Origin of the sequence: Marinitoga sp. 1137, from assembly GCF_001941525.1 — a bacterium.
GTDB lineage: Bacteria > Thermotogota > Thermotogae > Petrotogales > Petrotogaceae > Marinitoga > Marinitoga piezophila.
Window position 1 is genome coordinate 1,919,052 of sequence record NZ_CP009471.1, and the last position, 22,333, is coordinate 1,941,384.

Genomic DNA, 22,333 nt, shown 5'->3' on the forward strand with positions numbered 1-22,333 from the left:
GATGAAAAGAATAGCTGTTTTGAATGTAGGTGGAGATTGTCCGGGATTAAATTCTGCAATTAGAGCTTTAGTAAGAAAATCTGCAATTGAAGATATTGAAGTACTTGGAGTATATGATGGGTTTAAGGGATTTATTGAAGATAGGGTATTTATAATGACAAAAGAACACGTTTCGGGTATCCTGGAAAGAGGAGGAACTATTTTAGGTTCTTCAAAATTCGATCCCACAAAAAATCCTGAAGACTTTAAAAAATTGAAAGATAATTTTGAAAAATACCAGATTACAGCTTTTGTTATTATGAGTGGGCATACAGGAACATCAATAGCTTTAAAGCTTTCTGAAGAAGGTATGCCATCTGTAGTTATTCCAGCAACAATAGACAATGATCTTCCATGGACAGATTTTAGCATAGGTTTCTTTACAGCATTGGAAACTGTTACTAAAACATTGGATGCACTTCATTCAACAGCAAGTGCAGGACATAGAGTTATTGTTGTTGAAGTTGCAGGTGATGAAGCAGGATGGCTTGCAACAATAGGAGGGTTAACAGGAGGAGCTGATTATATACTTATACCAGAAATTGAATTTAATCCGGAAAATTTATTAAAAAACATAAAGAAAAGATACGATGAAGGAAAAAAATTCTCAATAGTAGTAGTTGAAGAAAAATGCCCTCTTGACGAAAAATTAAAGGATATAAAAGAAAAGTTGCCAGAAGGTTCAACCCCTTCAGACATAATTTCAAAATATATAAAAGAAAAATTACCAACAGTGGAATGTAGAAATGTAAACCTTGGATACATGCAAAGAGGTGGAGCACCTGTTTCATTTGATAGGCTTATTGCTACAATGTTCTCAACAGCGGCAATAGAATATGTTAAAAAAGGAAAAGTTAATGTAGCTTTATCTTTAAAAGGATTTGAAATTACAGATGTACCGTTCTCAAAAGAATTGTTAGAAAATAAAGATATTGAACCAAAAATATATGATATGGCTAAAATATTCTTTTAATTAAGTAAAAAATATTGGGCAGCTTAACAGCTGTCCAATATTTTTTTATGGTATAATATGGATAGAAGGCGGTGATAAAATGAAAAAACCACATTTTTATTTTCTTCTATTTCTGTTAATAATAAGTATAATATCTTTTATTAATATTAATTATGCTTATTATATAATGGAAGGTTTAACTTCCATATTACTTGTTTTTTTAGCAGCATTTTCTGTAAAATATGTAAATAAATTTTTTACCGCCGGAATAATAATGTTTTTAGTAGAAAACACCCTTGAAATTATAAATGAATTTAAACCTTTTAATATCTTTTTCTGGCAAAATATTTTAATTATATATGGAACAGTATTTTTGATGTTTGGATTGTATAAATTCTATAAAAAATATTTTGAATTAGAAAAAACATTCAACGGAATATTTAAGCGTTCAAACGAGGCCATATTTTTCTGGGGTAAAGACAAAAAATTAATAAAAGCCAATCCAAGAGCAGCAAAATTATTGGGATATAATTCACCTGAAGAAATGGTTGGGATAGAAGTTGAAAAACACGTCTTTAAGGAAGATTATGAACATGTAAATAAAATAAAAAAACTTTTGGATAATAAAGAAGAAATTGAACCGTATGAAAGGAAATATAAAACATTAAATGGAGAAATAAAATGGGTTGAAGTTCATGCAATAAATGTTCAGGAAGGAAATGGTGAATATTATTTCCAGGAAATTGATCATGAAATAACTGACAGAAAAAAACTTGAAGAACAATTATATAGAGAAAAAGAAAAATTCAGAATGTATTTTGAATATGCACAGGTAATGTATGTTATTCTTGATAAAAATGGAAATATAGAAGACTTAAATCTCAAAGCCTGTGAAATATTAAAAGTAAAAAAAGAAGAGGTTATAGGAGAAAATTGGTTTGAAAATTTTATACCGGAAAATATTAGAGATGAAGTAAAAGAAGTTTTTAATAAAATAATGTCCGGTGAGCTTGAGGGAGTAGAGTATTTTGAAAACGAAATAATAACAAAAGATGGTGAAATATTAAATATATCATGGCATAATACATATTTACTTGATGAAGATGGAAATATAGATAAGACATTTAGCTCAGGGCTTGATATAACAGCAGAAAAGAAATATCTTGAGACACTAAAATACAATGCAAAATTCGCAACAAAATTTCTTAATCTAAACAATGAAATTCTGACAAAACCATGGAATGAAAGTATGTATCAATTAATATTGGATACGGTAATAGATATTATCCCATCTGCAGAAGCAGGTAGTTTACTTACAATAGAGGAAAATCAAAGAATATTCACATATAAAGCTGTTCAGGGGTATAACTTTGAAAAATTAAAAGAAATAAAGTACCCGGAATTACCGCTAAGCATAAAAAAGCCAATAATTATAGATGATTGGGATGATATATATATTCCACCAAAATACGAATATGAATTACTTATAAAATACGGAAGATTAAAAGAGATAAAACAGAGTTTAATCATACCTTTTTATTTAAGAGGAAAATTATATGGCTTACTTACACTGGATATCTTTGATGAAAAAAAGAAATTTTCAGATATAGATCTTAATTTTGCCAATATAATAAAAAGTAATCTTGAATATCTAATTTTAAAAGTATTCCTTGAATTACAGCTGAAAAAATCAGCAGAACTTGATTATTTAACCGGGATATACAACAGGCAGGCATTCTTTTCAAGAGTGAAAATGATGATGTCATACCTGTCAAGACACAACAGCAGTAGAATGGGATTGTTGTATATAGACATAGATAAATTTAAACATATTAACGATACATATGGACATAAAGTAGGAGATGAAGTTTTAAAATTCTTTGTAAAACAGGTTTCCTCAATGATTAGAGAAAGCGATTTATTTGGAAGAATAGGCGGAGATGAATTTACCGTCGCTTTAATGGATACAGATAAAGAGGGAATAGAATCATTTATTTCACGAATGAAAAAAGTTTTCAAAGAAAAACCGTTTATTTTTGAGGATATAAAAATAAATATAAGTTCAAGTATTGGATATAGTATATATCCAGATGAAGGAAAAAACATTGATATTTTACTTGATATTGCTGATAAAAGAATGTATATAAATAAAAGAAAAAAGCCGGAGGAATAAATATGCTACTAAAAGTTGAGGATATATCGTATAATTTTGGTACTCAAGATCTTTTTTACGATGTTTCATTTTCAATTTATGAGCACGATAGAATAGCTTTAATAGGTCCAAATGGTTCAGGAAAAACAACATTATTAAGAATATTAAATGATGAATTAGAGCCATTAGAAGGAAATATAATAAAAAACAAAAATCTAAAAATAGGATTTTTAAAACAATTTAGAGCAGACGAAATGGATTTAAATCTATATGAATACGTTTTAAAAGAAATTGAATCAAATATAAAAGAAGAAATGAAAAATAAAATAGTTCGTTCTGTATTAAAAGGAATGGGATTTGAGGAAGAAGAGTGGAATAGAAAAATCAGCACATTAAGTGGTGGAGAATTAACGCGTTTAGCCTTAGGAAGAGTATTGGCTGGAGATTATAATCTTTTAATTTTAGATGAGCCAACAAACCATCTTGATATTTATTCTATTAATTGGCTGATAAATTATTTAAAAAATTACAAAGGTGCAATGATATTTGTTTCTCATGACAGAAAATTCATAAAAGAATTAGCAAATCGCTTTTTTGAAATAAATAATTTTAAATTATGGGATTTTCATGGAAAATATGAAGAATATTTAAAATTAAGGGAAAATATGCTTATAAACATAGAAAATAGAAAGAAAAATCTGGAAAAGGAAATAGAAAGATTAAACAGAATGATAGAGCGTTTCCGAAAATGGGGAACCGAAAAAATGATGAAACAGGCCAAGTTCAGGGAAATGTTAAGAGATAAATTACTTAAAGAATATGAAGAAATAGATTCCTTAAAAGAAGAACAGGTAATAAAAATAAAGATTCCTGAACCAAAAAGAACGGGATATAAAGTATTGGAAGTTAAAAATCTTGAGTTTTCATATGATAAAAAAACAATTTTAAACAATATATCCTTTGAAATAAATGAAAAAGAAAAAATAACAATAATAGGAAAAAACGGTTCTGGAAAATCAACATTATTAAAATTATTAATGGGAAAATTAAAAACTGAAAAAGGGAAAATAAATTGGGGATATAACATAAAAATCGGATATCTTGATCAGGTTATTTCTTCTTTGGGAAAAGAAAAGGATATTATGAGTGTAATATGGGAAGATGTACCTGAGTGGCAGGATTTTGAAGTAAGAAAATATCTTGGAAGATTCGGCTTTTCGGGAGATAATGTATTTAAAAGTATTAAAAATCTCAGTGGTGGGGAATTAACCAGACTTGCGCTAGCAAAAGTAATACTTCAAAAACCAAATGTGCTTATACTTGATGAACCTACCAATCATCTTGATATTTTTACAGTTCAAACCCTTGAAGAAACATTAAAAGAATTTAAAGGTTCAATTATTATGGTTTCGCATGATGAGAAACTAATAAAAAACATAACAGATAGATTTTTTGTAATAAAAAACGGGTATATTAAAGAGTATAGTAAATTTGAAGATATAATAAACGAACAGCAAAATGAAACATTTAAAATAAAAAAATCCTCTTCTGAGAATCTTGAATATAAAGAAGCCAAAAGGATAAAAAATAGAATAAAAACACTGGAAAGAAAAAAAATAAATCTTGAAAAAGAATTTGAAGAATTAATAGAAAAGATTGAAAAAATTGAAAATGAAATGGTAAAATATTCTCAAAACTATCAAAAATTAATGGAACTTGAAAATGAAAAACAACAACTTGAAAAAAGAATGGATGAAATAACCTTAGAAGAAGATGAAATAAATAAAGAACTAAAAGAATTAGTAAAAATTGGAGGATGATTGCATGAATTATTTCGGAATATATTCCGATCAAAGCGAAAACTTTTTAATGCCAGTAAATCCCAAAGTTGGTGACGAAATAACAATAAAAATAAGAATACCAAAAAAATATGGTAAAGTAAAGGGGAGATTAAATTTTCTTGTTCAAAAGCATCATAATAAATACAAACATACAGTAATGCACCTTGAAAAAGAAGATGAATACTTTAAATATTTCAGTACAAAGTTTAAATTAACAGAAAGGATTATACGCTATCATTTTGAAATACATTTTGAAAACGATAACAGAACAATAAAATACGATTCGAGAGGAATAGTTGAGCACAGGCACGTAGAAGATTTTATTATAATTCCAAATTTTGAAGTGCCAGAATGGTCAATAGGAGCAATTTACTATCAAATATTCCCGGATAGATTTAACAACGGAGACAAAACAAATGATCCAGTAGATGGCGAATATATATATGATGGTGAAAAAATAAGAAAAAAAGAATGGAATGAATATCCACATCCTACAAAAGGACACACAGAATTTTATGGTGGGGATATACAGGGAATAATAGATAAACTGGACTATTTGAAGGAATTAGGAATAGAAGTAATATATTTAAATCCAATATTTGTATCTCCAAGTCCTCATAAATACGATACACAGGATTATGAACATATAGATCCCCATTTAGGAGTAATAGTAGAAGATACAGAGGATTTAACAGAAAAATACAAAATAAGAACAACATCTAAAAAAAATCTTGAAGCCAGTGATAAACTGTTTGCTAAATTAGTTGAAGAAGCTCATAAAAGAAATATAAAAATAATTCTTGATGGTGTATTTAATCATTGTGGTTCATATCATAAATGGGTAAATGAATATAAAATATATGGTGAAGATGTTGGCGTTGCAAATAACAAAGAAGTGCCAGAAAGCGAATACTTTTATTGGGACAAAAATAATGAATATGAAGGCTGGTGGGGATATAAATCACTTCCGAAGTTAAATTACGACAAAACATTATTACTATGGAAATACATATCTCAAATCGGGGAAAAATGGGTTTCATATCCGTATAATGCTGACGGTTGGAGATTAGATGTTGCAAGAGATTTAGGAAAAACAAAACAGGTCAATAAAAATTTCTGGAAATATTTCAGAACAATTGTAAAAAGGAAAAATCCTGAAAGCATAATATTTGCTGAAGATTATGAATCTCCTAAAGAATGGATTGAGAATTTATCATGGGATGGTATAATGAATTATATTGGAGCTATGGATCCTATAAGTTACTTTTTAACCGGTATGGAAAAACATAATGATGATTACAAGCCAGAATTGTTGGGAAATTCTGAATGGTTTATTGAACAATTGCGTTGGGCATGGAGTCAAATGCCAATGAATTCAAAATATTTGTCCATGAATCAATTGAGCAATCACGATCATTCAAGATGGGCAACAAGAACTACTAAAAAAGTAGGAAGGAGTTATTCCTTAGGTCCAGAGGAAGCTGAAAAAGGTATAGATTGGGATATCTTTAAAATTGGAATTATAATGTTATTTACATTGCCGGGTTCTCCGGGAATATATTATGGTGATGAAATAGGATTGCCAGGCTGGACAGATCCTGACAATAGAAGAACATTTCCATGGGATAAATTAAAGGAAAAAGAATCGCAGGAAAAACTGAATTTTTTTAAAGAAGTAATTGATTTTTATAAAAAACACCCGGTTTTGAGAAATGGTTCAATAGAATTTTTAAAATGGGAAAAGGATTTTGTTTCTTATGGAATATGGAATAATGACGAAAAAATTGTTGTAATTGTGAATATATCAGATAAAGATAAAGACTTTGAAATTCCAGTATGGTTATGCGAAGTAAAAGAAAAGAAAATGAAAAAAGGCATATCAATAAAAAATAATGAAATTGATGAAATAAATGTAGAAAACGGGAGTATAAAAGGTACAATAAACAAAAAAAGTTTTATTATTTTTCTTGGAAAATAATAAAAATGTGTTATAATATGTATAAAGGAAAATGAGAGGAGGAAAAAACATGAAAAAAGAAATTTATGGAAACAGTGCAACAATATTTCTTCAAGGCAGAATTGATATAACTAATTCAGAAGAATTAAGGGATGAACTAAACGAATTAGCAGAAAACGGAATAAAAAGAATATTTATTGATATGTCAAAACTTGACTATATAGATAGTAGTGGATTGGGTAGAATATTATATTTCTTTATGAACTACAAGAAAAAAGGTGGTTCAATGGAATTGCATAATGTAAGAAATGAAAATGTGAAAAAAGTAATTGAAATAGTAAAATTAGATAAAATCATCCCTGTAAGAGAATATGATGTTGAATAAATTTGAATTCTAAAGCTGCTTTAAAGCAGCTTTTTTTATTTTTATAAAAATTTTACATAAATAGACTTTTAGATTTAACCCAAATATGGCATAAATTATCTGTAAATATATACAAATTGTATATAAAGGAGGGGTATAATAATGCCACATGTAAAAATAGCAATATACACAACATCCAGATGTCCATGGTGTAGAAAAGCAAAAAATTATTTCAAGCAATTGGGTATTCCTTTTAAAGAATATAATGTTGAAAAGGATCAAAAGGCAGCTGAAAGAATGGTGAGAAAAACAGGGCAAATGGGTGTTCCTGTAATTGAAATAGGAAATCAGACAATTGTAGGATTTGACAAAGCAAAAATTGAAAGATTGCTTGGAATATAAGTTAAAACAAAAGAAGTCCGCTTCACTAATTTTGGTGAAGCGGACTTCTTTTGTTTTAGGTTTTGACATTGAAGAAATTTTGTAGTATAATTAATGTCACCTTTTTTTATAAAAGTTTGTGATAAGGTTCATTCAGGCGGTGAAATTTCAAGCCTTCATTCACCTTTTTACTCGTGTTTTTTATGTTTAACTTATATAATAAAATATAATAAGAAATAAGAAAATAGAAATAATAATATGAGCGAAAACTTGAAAATTCCGAAGAGAAACAACTATGATTGAGAAAAATAAAAACGAACGAAAACTCGCAGGTTGCCCGAGAAAATCACGAATGGAGGCTGTCAAAAAAACAGGATGTTTTTTTGAGCGCAGCTTCTGCAGGGATGCAGAATCTAAGCGACAGCCGGGAATGAGTGATTTTCGAGGATCAGCAACCAAGTTGTTTGAGGGAGTTTTTATTTTTCTTAATCAACAACACAAAAGGACGAACATGGATGTGAGTCTGCAACGACCGGCGGGAACGAGAATTTTTGAGGATTAGAATTTTCTACCGTTTGAGCGATTATTATTATTTCTATTTTCGAAAAAAGTTTTTGATATACAAATATTTAATAGCATAAATGAATCTTTTTAAGAAGTTTTCTTGACTATATTCTTTATAAATCCTCGTTGTGGGAAATTTTTGTCTTCGTTCATTTTTATTTTTTAAGCTAAATTTTTCAATTTATATAAATAAAATCATTATTAGGGAGGGATAAGATGAGTTATATAGTAAAAACTAAAAACGGGGAATTTAAAATAAAAAAAGGAGAGCAGTTTTTTAAGATAGCTGAAGAATTGCAAAAGAAAAATAAATATACTGTACTTGCAGTAAAATTCAACAATGAAATTAAAGAATTATGGAAAAAGGTTCATGGAAGCGGATATGCTGAACCAGTTGATGTAACTTCAACAGAAGGCATGAGGATATATAGAAGGGCTTTATTATTTATTATATATATTGCATTAAAAAGAAAATTTAAAAAATCAAAACTTGTTGTACATCATTCTATTGGTAGCGGATTGTATTTTGAAATAAAAGGAGTAAAAAATTCAGAAAAAAATATTGAGAAATTAAAAGCTGAAATGAAAAAGATAATAGAAGAGGATTTGTTATTTGAAAAAATAACATTAAGCAAATTCGATGCCATAAAATATTTTGATGAAAATGACGAAAAGGATAAGGCTATTTTATTTAAATACAGAAAAAAAACAACAGTAAAGGTTTATAAATGTGGCGAGTATATAAATTATTTCTATGAATACATGCCGCCTTCAACAGGGTATATAGAATTATTTGATGTTATTGCATATGACAAAGGATTTGTATTATTGCATCCAAATCAATCATCACCAGATAAGATTCCGGAATTTAAACCTTTGCCAAAACTCTCAGCAACCTTTATTGAATATAAAAAATGGCTTGATATATTAAATATACAAAATGTTGGAGAATTAAATTCATTAATTGCAAAAGGTGTAAATAAAAGTGGAGAATTAATAAGAATAGCAGAAGCCCTTCATGAAAAAAAATATGCAAATATAGCAGATCAAATTATGAAAAGAAAACATGTAAGATTAATATGTCTTGCAGGTCCGTCCTCTTCTGGTAAAACAACAAGTGCAAAAAGAATAGCTTTACAATTAAAGGTAAACGGTAAAGAACCATTGCAAATATCTCTTGATGACTATTATATGGATTATGAAAAAATACCTTTGACTCCAGAAGGGAAAAAAGATCTTGAATCAATAGAGGCGCTGGATCTTGATCTATTAAATAGAAATCTTAAGGATTTAATTGAAGGTAAAGAAGTTGAATTACCAAGATATAACTTTGTAACTGGAAAAAGAGAGTGGACAGGAAAGAAAGTAAAAGCAGGGAAAAATCAACCTATTATTATTGAAGGAATTCATGGTCTAAATGAAAAACTCACAGAAAGCATACCAAGAGATCAAAAATTCAAGGTATATGTTAGCGCTTTAATACAGATGAATCTTGATGAAATGAATAGAATACCTACAACAGACACAAGATTAATAAGAAGAATAGTTAGAGATTATAATTTTAGAGGCGCAACAGCATTAAGAACTTTACAATTATGGCCAGAAGTAAGAAAAGGTGAAGAAGCAAATATCTTTCCATATCAGGAAGAAGCAGATATTATGTTCAATTCATATTTAATATATGAATTGCCAATACTAAAATTATATGCAGAACCATTATTGCTTGAAATAGACAATACTTTACCTGAATATACAGAAGCAAAAAGATTGCTAAGATTCTTAGATTATTTCCTTCCTCTTCCAGCAATAAAACATGTACCAAATATCTCAGTTTTAAGGGAGTTTATAGGCGATAGCACATTTGAATATTAATATTACTGAAAAAATTTTATGATATAATAAAAATGAAGTTTTTATGATTGGGTAAATAAAAGTTATTTCAAATTGCTAATTAATATTTTGTATTAATTTTTTCAGTAGGAGGTAATTAAATGCCGGGAAGAGGTAGAGGACAGGGAAGGTTTAGAAGAGGCTGGATAGAATCCTTTGTATTATTAATAATAGCTGAAAAGCCATCTCATGGCTATGAAATAGCAAATAAACTCTCTGAATTTGGTGTTATGCTCAACGGTATAGGGCAAATGGGTAATTTATATAGAACCCTTGCAAAACTGGAAGAGATGGGACTTGTTGTTACAGATTGGGATACCTCAGAACCAGGCCCATCAAAAAAGATTTATAAAATTACACATGATGGAATGTTATTCCTTGAAAATTCAAAAAAGGATTTTATAGAGTTTAAACATATAATTGATGTGTTTATTGATAGAGTGGAGAGGTTGTAAAATAAAAAATAAGGGCTTAAGCCCTTATTTTTTATTTTTTTATCATATTTATTTATTTATTTATTTATTTATTTATTTATTTACCGTATTGCAACTCCGGGTTAAAAATTAAAGTGTTTCAAAAAGATGAAAATATGTTATAATTTTTAATGAAAGGATTAAAAGGAGGGAGAGAGTATGAAATTAACTGGCAAAGTTCTCACTATGGTTTTGGGGATAACAATACTTTCCCTGATTTCTCTGACTTTTTTTACAGTTAAATCGTCTGTTAATTCAATGACAAATTCCAGTGCAGAAAAATTAATAGCTGTTTCAGAAAAATCGTCAAATGAACTAAACATGTATTTTGGTCAGGTAGATGATTTTTTAAGATTAAATTCTAAACGAAATTTGTTTATAAAAAATGTAGTAATGTTTGAAGAAATTTTCCATGAACTTGAAAAAGAACATGGAGAAGTAAGTGAGATATTACAAAAAGCTTTTATTGATGATAATCCTTATCCTGTTGGTGAAAAATACAAATTGACAGAATTATCGGGGGTTCATGCTCAGGAGTTAAAGGAATATAATGAAATACATAAGGTTTTACATCCAATAGTCAAAAATATGATAGATACATATGGCTTTTATGATTTATTCTTAATTAGTGCTGATGGGGATATTCCGTATACATATTATAAGGAAAGAGATTTTGCAACTAATATACTTGAAGGCAAATGGAAGGATACAAATTTAGGAAGTCTTGTGAGATTATTAAAAGAAAAAGACGATAATAATGTGCACTATGTTGATTTTGCATCTTATGCTCCTTCAAATGGGATACCAGCAGGGTTTGCAGGTATTTCTATTAAAGACAGTAAGGGAAACACAATTGGATATCTTGTGGTTCAATTGCCAATTAATAAAATAAATAAGGTCTTGCATGAATCAGCTGGTATGGGAGAAAGCGGAGAAACATATGTTGTGGGACCTGATAAATTAATGCGAAGTGATTCAAGGTTTAAAGAAGGAACAATATTAAAGCAAATGGTTGACACTGTTTCTGTTCAAAAGGCTTTAAATGGTGAAGAAGGCTGGAATATAATTAAAGATTATAGAGGGATAAAGGTAATAAGTGCTTATATGCCTTTTAAACATGCAGAATTAAACTGGGCGTTAATTGGTGAAATTGATTATGATGAAAGTACAGCAGATGCTAAAGCATTAATTAGAATAAGTATTATAACTCTTGTGATAATAATTGTTATAAGTATAGTGGTTAGTTATGTATTTACAAAAAATTTATTAAAACCATTAAAAATGGCTGTTGGAGCTTTTGCGGAAATTGCTAAAGGTGATCTTACAGTTAAAATTGATGTAAAAGGTAATGATGAGATTGCTGAATTGGGAAGAAGTTTAAATTCAATGGTTAAAAATCTTAATGATACAATGAAAGAGCTTATTAATATTTCTACGAAATTAAATTCTTCTTCAACTGATTTAGCAGCAGTTTCAGAAGAAAACAGCGCAAATGTTCAGGAAATTTCATCTCAGGCAGAGGTTATTGGCGAGAATACAGAAAATCTTTCTTCAGCAGTTGAAGAGGTATCTTCAGGAATAGAAGAAATAGCAACAAGTTCACAGAATATTTCTGAATCAACACAGGAAATGAGTCAGAGTGCAGAAGAAACTACAGAATTTGCTCATATAGGGCAAAAGAGTATGAATGATGTTGTTAAAAGTATGGAAGGTGTTTCGGAAGAAACATCTAATGTAGCAAAGATAGTTTCTGATTTAGCAGGAAAAGCTCAGAATATTGGTGAAATTGTTGAAACAATTGGTAGCATTACAGAACAAACAAATTTATTGGCATTAAATGCTGCAATAGAGGCTGCAAGGGCTGGAGAAGCAGGAAAAGGTTTTGCTGTAGTTGCTGATGAAATTAGAAAGCTTGCAGAAGAAAGTAGAAATGCAACAGATAAAATAGCAGATATTTTAAAAGAAATTCAGGAAAGTGCTAATACAGCAAATGAAGCCACTCAAAAGGCTAAGAAAGAGGTTGAAAAAACCAATGAAATTATTGAAGTGGCAAATAAACAGTTCCATGAAATTGCAGAAAAGATAGATGTGGTTAAACAATTATCAGAAAATATTACTGCAGCTTCTGAAGAACAGAGTGCATCAACAGAAGAAATGGCAAGCGCTGTTACAAATGTAAGTAAGAGTATTGCTGAAATAACAGAAAAGATAAAACATATAGTTCAGGCAATTGAAGAAGAACGTGATGGAGCAGAAGAAGTCGCAAAGGAAAGTCAGGTATTAAGTGAATTAGCTGAACAATTACATTCTATTACAAAGAAATTCAGGATATAAAAAAATGGGGCATTTATGATAGCCCCATTTTATTTTTTGCTTTTATCGAAAATATTTTTTAAACCTGAAATATCCTCTACACGTGTAGCAGAAATATTTTCTTTCATAATGCTATCATAAACCTCTTCACGGTAGATCTTAAAGTCTTTTGGACCATCAAATCCCAATTTTATTGCATTCCCTTCAACAGATAATACCTTTAATTTTAAAATTTTATTGTCTATCATTATTGTTATACCTTCATCTATTTTTCTTGATAAGACTAACATATCACGCACCCCTTTCATTATCAGGTGCCTGATTTTTAAGTATTTTGTCGCTTCTTTCTATTTCTTCTTTTACATTGTGTTTTAAATGATATTCATCATTGTCTAAAATTAACTGGACACCTTTTTTATTTATTTTTGAGATAATAAGAGGAGCTTTTAAATTGACTGTTATATTGTCTGGATCGCCCTGAGGAATGGTCATAATTGCAAATATCTGAGCATCTTCTGGTTTGGAAATCTCGAGATATTCAACCATGTCTTTTGGTAAATCAAATGTGTAATCCACACGTACAAGTACCGGATCAATTACAGGGAATGAAATAGCTTCATCTTCAAGTGATAAAAGCCATTGTATAGGGAATGTATCTTTTGAAAAGTGTATATAAAACTTTTTGAGGTTTTCAAATCCGGGAATTCCAAATTCAAATGTAATTACATCTTCATCTGCAATTTCCAATTCTCCAAATCTTGTATTGTATTTTTTCTTTTTTTCAGTGAATTTTGAAACTTCTTTTATCTGCCTTTCAAGCATTTTCTGGCTTAATAATATCTCATCATTAACGCTATGTTTTACTGAAAGATTTTCATCGTCTAATATATACTGTAAACCTTTATTTGTTTTTTTGGATATTACCAGAGGAGCTTTTAAATTTACAGTTGCATTTTCAGGATTTTCCTGAGGTATAGTCATAATGGCAAATAATGCAGCATCTTCTGGTGAGTCTATTCCAAGTGTTTTTACAACATTTTCAGGAATCTTTGCAACATAATCAACCTTTATTAATTTTGGATCTATAATAGGAAATGCAACAAGTTCATCTTCCAGTGATAATAGCCACATTATTGGATAAGTATCCTCTGCAGTTAATATAACGAATTTTTTTAAATTTTCAAATCCAGGAATACCTTTATCAAAAACTATTACTTCGCTATCATCTACTTCAATTTCTCCTATACGTGTTTTATACATTTTTAATGCCACTTTGTCTTTCCCCCTTATCTAATGAAATCCACAAGGGATTGTGGAAGTATTTGTGCTGTAGTTTTTAATGCTGCCTGTAATATATTTTGTTCTAAAGTAAAATCACTAAATGCTTTTGTCATATCTGTTCCAATAAGTTCATTTATTATATCTGTATTGTTATCAACAACTCTTTCAAACCTTTTTTCCATTGATTCGAGCATGTTATCGGTACTACCAACTCTTGCAAGGTTTGCATTTACTTTGTTTAATATTTCATCAAGAGATCCAAGATCTCTTTCTATATTTTCATCGCTATTTTTATCGGCATTTTCAACAGAGTCAATTAATCTGTCTAAAATTCCAAATACCGTTTCGCCTGAATCTGTTCTAAAAACATCATAAACGGTGACTCCGTATTCTATTTCCACATGTTCTAATGGAAGTTTTGCACGAACATTTGCTTCTCGTGGAGTATTTATAATAATTTTATTGTTATCTTTTCTTACTGGAGGTAAATCTGTTTTAGCTCCACCAAAGATATATTTTCCATTAATTTGTGTATTTGCGATTTTATATAAATGATCCTTTAATTGCTTTAATTCTTCAGCTATATGCTGCCTATCTTCCAGTGTTTGAGTATCATTTGCAGCTTTTACAGTTAATTCTTTTATTCTATGATTGACATCCTGCATTTCCTGTAAAGCAGTGTCATAATAGACAAGTACTGAACGTGTATTTTTTATATTGTTTATGTATTCATTTAATACTCTGTTTCTTCCCATAAGATAACTGCTTTTTCCAGCTGCCACAGGATCATCAGAAGGTTTTCTTACCCTTTTTCCAGTGGAAAGTTGCTCACTTAATTCTTCTCTTTTAAGCATAGAATTCCTTATATCGTTTAAAGCTCTGTTAGCTATCATTGATTGAGTTATTCTCATATTAACTCACCTCTTTTCTATCGCATAAGCCCGTTGATAATTCTGTCTAACATATTGTCCACAACATTGATAACTTTGGCAGCGGCATTAAATGCCTGTTGATATTTTATAAGATTTGTCATTTCTTCATCAAGCGACACGCCCTTTACGCTTTCTCTTTGATTATAAAATTCCGTTTTTAAACTATCACTATTTATTTCCATTCTTTTTGCTTTTTCTCCTGAAATACCAACATCAGTAATTATATCTGAAAGATAATCTTCAAAATCATGGCGTCCATCTGATAATAATTTTGTAGATTTAAGCAAATAACCATCTTCCCATAATGTCGATGAATGTTCCCCGGAAGGTATAATGCTGTCAATATCTCCGTCATAATCTGTATCCACCATTTTTCCAAGGTCCATTGCAAGCATATCCGGGTTATTAAGTAGATAATCCTTTACACTTAGATTTTTTGCAACGCTGGTATCATCTGATAAAATAAATTTAGATGTATATTTTAATCTTTCTGCTAAATCTGATATATCCATAGTTTTATCAATTAATGAAAAATGTTCCGAATATGGTTGTGATGGATCATCGTGTTTCCATAATCCTAATAATTCAAACAATCTCTCAGGTCCTTTTATTTCTACATTTTTTAAATCATAATTTAAAGTTTTATCTGCTTTAAGCGCAAGTCTTCCTCCTGGAGTGTAAAAAGCGATAAGTCCGGTATTTGTTTCGTTGATTTTATTAACCAATGAATCAAGAGTATCTCTATGAAAATCAATTTGGACCTTTTTCCCCTGAATGGACATAAATGCGCCAAAATCAAGGAAGTCCATTCTCCATTTAAGGTCATCATCTGATTTTAAGGTTAATTTAGCGGCAGTTGTATTTGCTGCCCAACCCTGTGAAACGATTTTTCTTGCAGCAGAGTCTTCATCATAATAAAAGTTTTCTATTTTTATTGTATCTGTTCCAATATTTATTTGTATGCTATCTACATTTGCCCAGCTGAAAGTCGAACCATCAGCGCCAGGTAATATTTCAAATTCATCTCCATTTTGCACAATTTGAAATTCATTATTTGTACCAATTGTTGAACCATTTAATGCCCCTTTTGTAATACTTCCAGAATAAGAAGGGGTGGAGTCTTTATAATTTATTGTAAAACTAACAGTATCTGAATTTGAATATTTTGATAAATCAATGCTTTTTGTTTTATATGCATATAATCCAAGAGCATTTTTTAATGAGTTTTCCGAAGTGTCTAAAACAGATAAATTTACATTTGATGAATTCATTTCATGTAACATTCCATTTGGATCGTCTATTACAACGTTATTCATATCTGAATATGCAGAGCTTGTAGGTACTACATATAATTCTCCATTTCTTACAAAAGCTCTTACAAGTTTTAATCCTCCGTCTTTTGTTCCGTCACCATCAGCATCTGTGTTAATTCTATTTGCTATATCATTTAAAGATGTAACTCCATCAAGATTTAAGGTTTCTGTATAATTTCCCGGACCTTTAAATGTCATAATTCCCTGCATTTCCTGAGGAGGAATTTTTGTCCATTTTAAGGCGTTTATATCCTTACTTGGAATTCCCAATTGTTTAAAGAGATTTCTATTAAAGTCTATTATTAGACGATCACTAAAAGCTGAACCACCTTCATTTGCAAAGGTAAGCAATCCTCCATTTTGAGCGCTGTATTTATAATTAAAATTGGCTCTGAATTTTGAACCGGTATTTAATGTATCAAGAGAGTTTCCAGAATTTATTGTTGCTACATAATCAGAAGTATCTTCAAAGCCATCTTCCACACTTATTAACTCTGCAGAACCAAGATCGAAATTAACTTTTATGTCATCTATTGTATTTTGATTAAATTTTAAATAGCTATCTATATAGTTTTTAGGTTGTCCACTTAACATTATATTTCCAGCAATTCTTCTTAATTTATCTGTGGCAAGATTACCTTCTGGTATTTCATTAAAGAAGTTCATTCCTCTAATTGTTCCTGTTAAATCGTATCCTTCTTCGTGAATTAAATTTAACGTGTCATAAAATGTTGCAGCCAATTCATCTAATCTACTTAATTGATCGTTTAAAACATTATCTCTTAATTCGAAGGTGGCTCCTAATGCCCCATCTTTTATTTCCAATAGTCCACTATTAATATATACATAGTTTTTTCCGTCAATATTTTTTACGCTCATTTTTGTGTAATATTCACCATTTAGTATTTCATAATTTTTGAGCATTATGCTAATTTGACCGTCATTTTTTTCTTTTACGGTAAATCCAAATTTTTCAGAGAGATCATCTAATATGGCATCTCTTTTGTCCATTAAATCATTGGCAGTCATACCAACAGAAGTTAATTCTTTAATCTGTTTGTTTAATCCGGAAATTTCTGCTAATTTTGAATTTATATCCTTTACCATTGATTCTATATCAGAATTCAGGTTATCTTTTACTCCTTCAATATCAACATATAGACTCTTTAAATTTTTAGCTAAATTTTGAGCCTTGTATATTAATTCCCTTTTATTTTCAGGAACTGTTGGTTCAGATAAAATTTTATGGATAGAACCCCAGAATTCATCAAAAGACTTTCTTATTCCGTCTTCTGATGGTTCGTTATAAAGTGATTGCACATAATTTAAATTGGAATTCATTGTTTTCCAATATCCATATTCACTGTTATATTTTCTATATTGAACATCAAGAAATTTATCTCTTACCCTTTTTATGGATTCAATCTTTGAACCGGTTCCAAGTTCAAGACCACCCTGGGTTACTGTAACATTGGTGGTAATATTTATTTCTCTTCTGGAGTATTCTGGATTATTGGCATTTGCAATATTTTGAGATATTGCATTCATAGCTGTTTTGTTTGTAAATATCCCAGACATTCCTGTGTGAAGCGTTCCGAATAATGACATTTAAATCACCTCAACCCTGCCAGTTAATTTTATTGGACTGCCCCACATTTTTATATATTCCGTTTTTGTTATATGTAGGAGCAGGTTTTGCAGGTTCCATAAATAGCTTTATTAATATATCGTTGTATTCCATTCTTGCCTTTAATAATTCCTTTAATACTTCAGAAATCGTTGAAACATCAACTAATTTATCTTTTAGATCTAAAAGTATGTCTGTCATTTCTTTATCTTCTTTAAAATATTCAATAAAATCATCTAAAGAGTCTTTAATACCTTTTTCTTTAGCAAAATTGTCAAATAATAAAATCCTCTCCTTTTCAACTTTTGAAAGCTGGAGAGCCAATTTGCTAATTTGGGAAATATCCCTGTTTAATTTTTCAATCTTTTCGCTTTTTAAAATTTTGTCCTTTAAACTTTCCATATAATAAAAAATATCCACGAGGATAGACAACTCCTCGTGGATTATTTTCTTTATATCAATATCCTGATGCATTTTAGAAACCTCCAAGAAGTTTTTCTGCAATCTTGTCAGCATCTATTTTGTATAGTCCTTGGTCTATGGCCTCTTTCATCTCCTCCACGAGGTTCTCCCTGATATCAGGGATTTCATTTTTGGCCATTTCTATATATTTTTTAGAAGAACCGTCAACTGACAACTTTACAGGAGCTGTATCCTGATTAATTATTCTATTTGAATTATGGTTTTTCCCAACCTTTTCATTTTTTAATGATTCATTTTTTACATATTGCTGATAAGCTCCGCCTAATCTGTTTATATCCATAATTACACCTCCAGTAACGGTTCGGTTCGAATCCCGGTCATACTATATATCGTCTAAAATGCATCGGATATTAATGTCTTATAGATATTCCCATTTTTTCAAATAAATTTATAGTTTTTTCTGCTATTCTATTTATTTCATCGTCTGTTAAGGTTCTATCTTTAGCTCTATATGTAACAGTTATTGTGATGCTTGTTTTGCCTTCTTCTATATTTTTTCCTTTATATACGTCAAAAACCTTTATTTCTTCTACAAGTTTTTTTCCTGCTTTTAAAATAGCGTCTTTTATTTCATAGAAGGTTATTTTATCATCAACCAGTAATGAGTAATCTCTTCTCATCGAAGGATATTCAGCATTTACAACAGAATACTTTCTTGTTCCAGAATATAACTCAAATAATTTTTCAATATCTATTTCTGCTATGAATACAGGTTGATTTATGCTATACACATTTTCAGCAATTTCATTTTCTATTTTTCCAAAGAAACCAATTTCTTCTTTACCAGAATAAATTTTTGCGCTTTGCGCAAAGGATAATCCTTCAATATTTTCTCTTTTATATTCTACATCAATATTTAAATAATCGAATAAATTATCTAAAGCGCCTTTAAATGTATAGAATGAAACATTTCTTTTATCTGTGTAGTCATATGGATTTTCTTCACCAACAGCGACAAAGGCCAGTTTTTCTATTTCTTTTACAGAGGTTTCTGATTTTTCGTCATTTAAAAATGTTTTTCCAATTTCAAATAATTTAATATTTCTACTCTGATTTCTAAAGTTATATGATGCAGATTCAAGAATTCCGTATACAAGTAAAGGTCTCATTGTACCTAATTCTGATGAAATAGGATTTTCAAGGAATACTTCTCCTTTTTTTAACCACATTCTTGAATTGTCCATAAAAGCAAAAGTGAAAGCTTCGTTATAACCATTTAATCTCATTAACTCAGAAAGTTTTTCCCTGAATTTAATGTATTTTGAAATACCTCCTACAAGGTTATGGGAAGGCAATACAGAAGGTATATTATGATAACCATAAATTCTTCCAATTTCTTCTACAAGATCTATTTCTTCAAAAATATCAGGTCTTCTTGTAGGAACAGTAACTTCATATCCGTTTTCTTTCTTTTCAAATGTAAAATCGAGTTTTGATAAAGAGTTTTCTATATCATTTTCTGAAATTTCAATTCCCAATCTGTTTGAAACATAAGAAGATCTTACAAAGATTTTCTTTGGTTCTATATATTCTGGATATGCATCTGTCATAGGACCACTGATTTTTCCATTTGCCAGTTCTTTAATTAAGTAGGCTAAACGTCCCATTACAAATTCTGTATCATTTGGGTCAACGCCTCTTTCAAATCTATATGATGAATCTGTTGAGATTTTATGATATCTTGCGCTTTTTCTGATATTTACAGGATCAAAATAAGCTACTTCCAATAATACTCTTTTTGTATTTTCGTTTATGCCTGATTCTTCTCCACCCATAATTCCACCAAGTGCAAGGAATTTATTGCCATCTGTAATTAAGGTTTCTGTTCCGTTTAATTCGTATTCATTTCCGTCTAATAATAATACTTTTTCACCTGCAACAGCTTTTTTTACAACAATTTCGTTTCCAATTAGATCAAGATCAAAAGCATGAACAGGATGTCCAGTTTCGAGCAATACATAATTTGTGATATCTACAATATTATTTATACTTCTTATTCCAGCAGTAGCTAGTCTCTTTACAAGCCATGAAGGTGAAGGTTTTACTTCAACATCTTCTATAACTAAAGCTGCATATCTTTTACAACCTTCATATTCGATTTTAACAGGAAATCCGTTACCTTTTTCAATTTTTTCAATTAAAGGTAATTTTAAATTTTCTGCTGCATCTATAACTATAAATTCCCTTGCTACACCTAAATAGGATAAGAGATCAGGCCTGTTTGGGAATATCTCTATATCAATTATATCATCTTTTAATTTTAAATATTCAATAAAATCTGTTCCCGGTGCAACTTCCTCAGGAATTCTATAGACAAATTCTGATTTTTCTTCAAGTCCAAGCTCTTCAAGAGAACATAGCATTCCTTCTGAAAGAATTCCTCTCATTTTTCTCGCCTTTATTTTAAAGTTTCCATGTAATACAGCACCATCAACTGCAACTGGTACAAGGTCATTAACCTTTACCGATTTATCAGCAGTTAAGATTTGTAAATATTTATCTCCGACGTTGATTTTACATATTATGATTCTATCTGCATCAGGATGATCCGTTATTTCTTCAACACGGCCTACAATTACACCTTTTAGATTTCTGCCGGAATATTCCACACCTTCCACATTAGTTGAATGTTTTTTTATTTTATCAATAAGTGTTCCAGTATCAACCTTTAAATCTATATAATCTGAGATCCAATTTCTTGATATATTCACCAGAATTCCTCCTTTAAAGCCCTAAAAATCTCATATCGTTCCTATAAAATTCTCTCATATCTGAAATTCCATATTTTAACATAGCTATTCTTTCTATTCCTGTTCCAAAAGCAAATCCCTGCCATTTTTCTGGATCGTATCCAACATTTTTCAACACATTTGGATGAACAAGACCTGCACCGAGTATTTCTATCCAACCAGTCCCTTTACATACATTACAACCTTTTCCGCCACAGAACATACAATCAACATCAACTTCATAACCCGGTTCAACAAATGGGAAATAACTTGGTCTTAATAATACCTTTCTTGAACCGCCAAAATACATAGTTAAAAATTGTTCAAGAGTTGCTTTTAAATGACCAACAGTTACATTTTTATCTATATATAAACCTTCAAATTGATTAAAAGCAGGTGAATGTGTGGCATCTGGTTCATCTTTTCTATAAACTCTTCCAGGTGAGATAATAGCCAATGGAGGTTCGGTGTTTAACATAGTACGAACCTGAACAGGTGATGTGTGTGTTCTCAGGATTATATTATCCTTTCCTTCTATATAAAATGTATCCTGCATATCTCTTGCTGGATGCCATTCTGGCGTATTTAATGCATCAAAGTTATGCCATGTTGTTTCAATTTCTGGACCTTCAACAATTTTATATCCCATACTTGAAAATATTTCATATACATCTCTTATTGTTTGTTTTAATATATGTTCATACCCAATTTTTCTTTTAGCACCTGGTAAGGTTATATCAACCCAACTTTTCTTTTCTTCCATTTCCTTTAAGTGTTGTTTAACCTTTTCCAGACCTTCCTCAAGTATTGCTTCTGCCTCTTTTTTTAAGTTATTTACAAAGGCACCAAATTCCTTTCTCTTTTCAGGTTCGATTTTTCCAATTTCTTTCATTAATTTTGATATTTCGCCTTTTTTACCGACATATTTTGATTTTAGAACCTGAAATTCCTGAATATTTTTAATTTTATCAATTTCCCCTTTTAATGATTCAATAATCCTTTCTCTTATATCATTCAATGTGCTTTTCCTCCTTACTAATAA

At 29.9% G+C, this 22,333-nt stretch carries 17 protein-coding genes; 9 read left to right on the forward strand and 8 right to left on the reverse strand.

Annotated elements, in window-relative coordinates; genetic code table 11:
* The first annotated feature begins 1 nt into the window (after position 1).
* The 9 genes from LN42_RS09175 to LN42_RS09220 all read left to right on the forward strand — a co-directional run bounded on the left by LN42_RS09175 (position 2) and on the right by LN42_RS09220 (position 12,947).
* Positions 2–1,012: a 6-phosphofructokinase gene (locus tag LN42_RS09175; protein WP_014297233.1), complete on the forward strand. Its 1,011-nt coding sequence runs from the start codon at positions 2–4 to the stop codon at positions 1,010–1,012.
* 79 nt (positions 1,013–1,091) lie between these two features.
* Complete coding sequence (locus LN42_RS09180) at positions 1,092–3,164, forward strand: sensor domain-containing diguanylate cyclase (protein ID WP_075780721.1); 2,073 nt, start codon at positions 1,092–1,094, stop codon at positions 3,162–3,164.
* Positions 3,165–3,166: 2 nt separating this feature from the next.
* On the forward strand, positions 3,167–4,963 hold the full coding sequence (abc-f, locus tag LN42_RS09185) for a ribosomal protection-like ABC-F family protein (RefSeq protein WP_014297235.1): 1,797 nt from the start codon (positions 3,167–3,169) through the stop codon (positions 4,961–4,963).
* Positions 4,964–4,967: 4 nt separating this feature from the next.
* Positions 4,968–6,962, forward strand: coding sequence for a glycoside hydrolase family 13 protein (locus LN42_RS09190; protein WP_014297236.1), 1,995 nt, complete (start codon positions 4,968–4,970; stop codon positions 6,960–6,962).
* 49 nt (positions 6,963–7,011) lie between these two features.
* Entirely contained in the window at positions 7,012–7,326 is a 315-nt protein-coding gene (locus LN42_RS09195; protein ID WP_014297237.1) for an STAS domain-containing protein, read from the forward strand.
* 141 nt (positions 7,327–7,467) lie between these two features.
* Complete coding sequence (locus tag LN42_RS09200; protein ID WP_014297238.1) at positions 7,468–7,707, forward strand: glutaredoxin family protein; 240 nt, start codon at positions 7,468–7,470, stop codon at positions 7,705–7,707.
* Between the two features lie 759 nt (positions 7,708–8,466).
* Complete coding sequence (locus LN42_RS09210; protein ID WP_014297239.1) at positions 8,467–10,122, forward strand: nucleoside kinase; 1,656 nt, start codon at positions 8,467–8,469, stop codon at positions 10,120–10,122.
* 119 nt (positions 10,123–10,241) lie between these two features.
* Complete coding sequence (locus LN42_RS09215; protein ID WP_014297240.1) at positions 10,242–10,595, forward strand: PadR family transcriptional regulator; 354 nt, start codon at positions 10,242–10,244, stop codon at positions 10,593–10,595.
* Between the two features lie 177 nt (positions 10,596–10,772).
* Positions 10,773–12,947, forward strand: a complete 2,175-nt coding sequence (locus LN42_RS09220) for a methyl-accepting chemotaxis protein (RefSeq protein WP_075780723.1) — start codon at positions 10,773–10,775, stop codon at positions 12,945–12,947.
* Positions 12,948–12,976: 29 nt separating this feature from the next.
* Here the strand turns inward: LN42_RS09220 and LN42_RS09225 are convergent, their stop codons facing one another.
* The 8 genes from LN42_RS09225 to LN42_RS09265 form a co-directional block, all read right to left on the reverse strand.
* Positions 12,977–13,216 carry a carbon storage regulator gene (locus tag LN42_RS09225; RefSeq protein ID WP_041638606.1) on the reverse strand — a complete coding sequence of 80 codons (240 nt, stop codon included), beginning with the start codon at positions 13,214–13,216 and terminating at the stop codon, positions 12,977–12,979.
* 1 nt (position 13,217) lies between these two features.
* Positions 13,218–14,198 (reverse strand): flagellar assembly protein FliW, encoded by a 981-nt coding sequence (gene fliW, locus LN42_RS11075; RefSeq protein WP_014297243.1) that lies wholly within the window; start codon positions 14,196–14,198, stop codon positions 13,218–13,220.
* Positions 14,199–14,212: 14 nt separating this feature from the next.
* A complete protein-coding gene (gene flgL / locus LN42_RS09240; protein ID WP_014297244.1) occupies positions 14,213–15,118 on the reverse strand; it encodes a flagellar hook-associated protein FlgL in 906 nt (301 codons plus the stop codon).
* A gap of 17 nt (positions 15,119–15,135) precedes the next feature.
* Positions 15,136–18,060, reverse strand: a complete 2,925-nt coding sequence (flgK, locus tag LN42_RS09245) for a flagellar hook-associated protein FlgK (RefSeq protein WP_014297245.1) — start codon at positions 18,058–18,060, stop codon at positions 15,136–15,138.
* A gap of 10 nt (positions 18,061–18,070) precedes the next feature.
* Positions 18,071–18,553, reverse strand: coding sequence for a flagellar export chaperone FlgN (flgN, locus tag LN42_RS09250; RefSeq protein ID WP_075780724.1), 483 nt, complete (start codon positions 18,551–18,553; stop codon positions 18,071–18,073).
* Between the two features lies 1 nt (position 18,554).
* Positions 18,555–18,842 (reverse strand): flagellar biosynthesis anti-sigma factor FlgM, encoded by a 288-nt coding sequence (flgM, locus tag LN42_RS09255; protein WP_014297247.1) that lies wholly within the window; start codon positions 18,840–18,842, stop codon positions 18,555–18,557.
* Between the two features lie 70 nt (positions 18,843–18,912).
* A complete protein-coding gene (gene pheT, locus LN42_RS09260; protein ID WP_075780725.1) occupies positions 18,913–21,273 on the reverse strand; it encodes a phenylalanine--tRNA ligase subunit beta in 2,361 nt (786 codons plus the stop codon).
* Positions 21,274–21,286: 13 nt separating this feature from the next.
* Positions 21,287–22,309 carry a phenylalanine--tRNA ligase subunit alpha gene (locus tag LN42_RS09265; RefSeq protein WP_075780726.1) on the reverse strand — a complete coding sequence of 341 codons (1,023 nt, stop codon included), beginning with the start codon at positions 22,307–22,309 and terminating at the stop codon, positions 21,287–21,289.
* Positions 22,310–22,333: the final 24 nt, after the last annotated feature.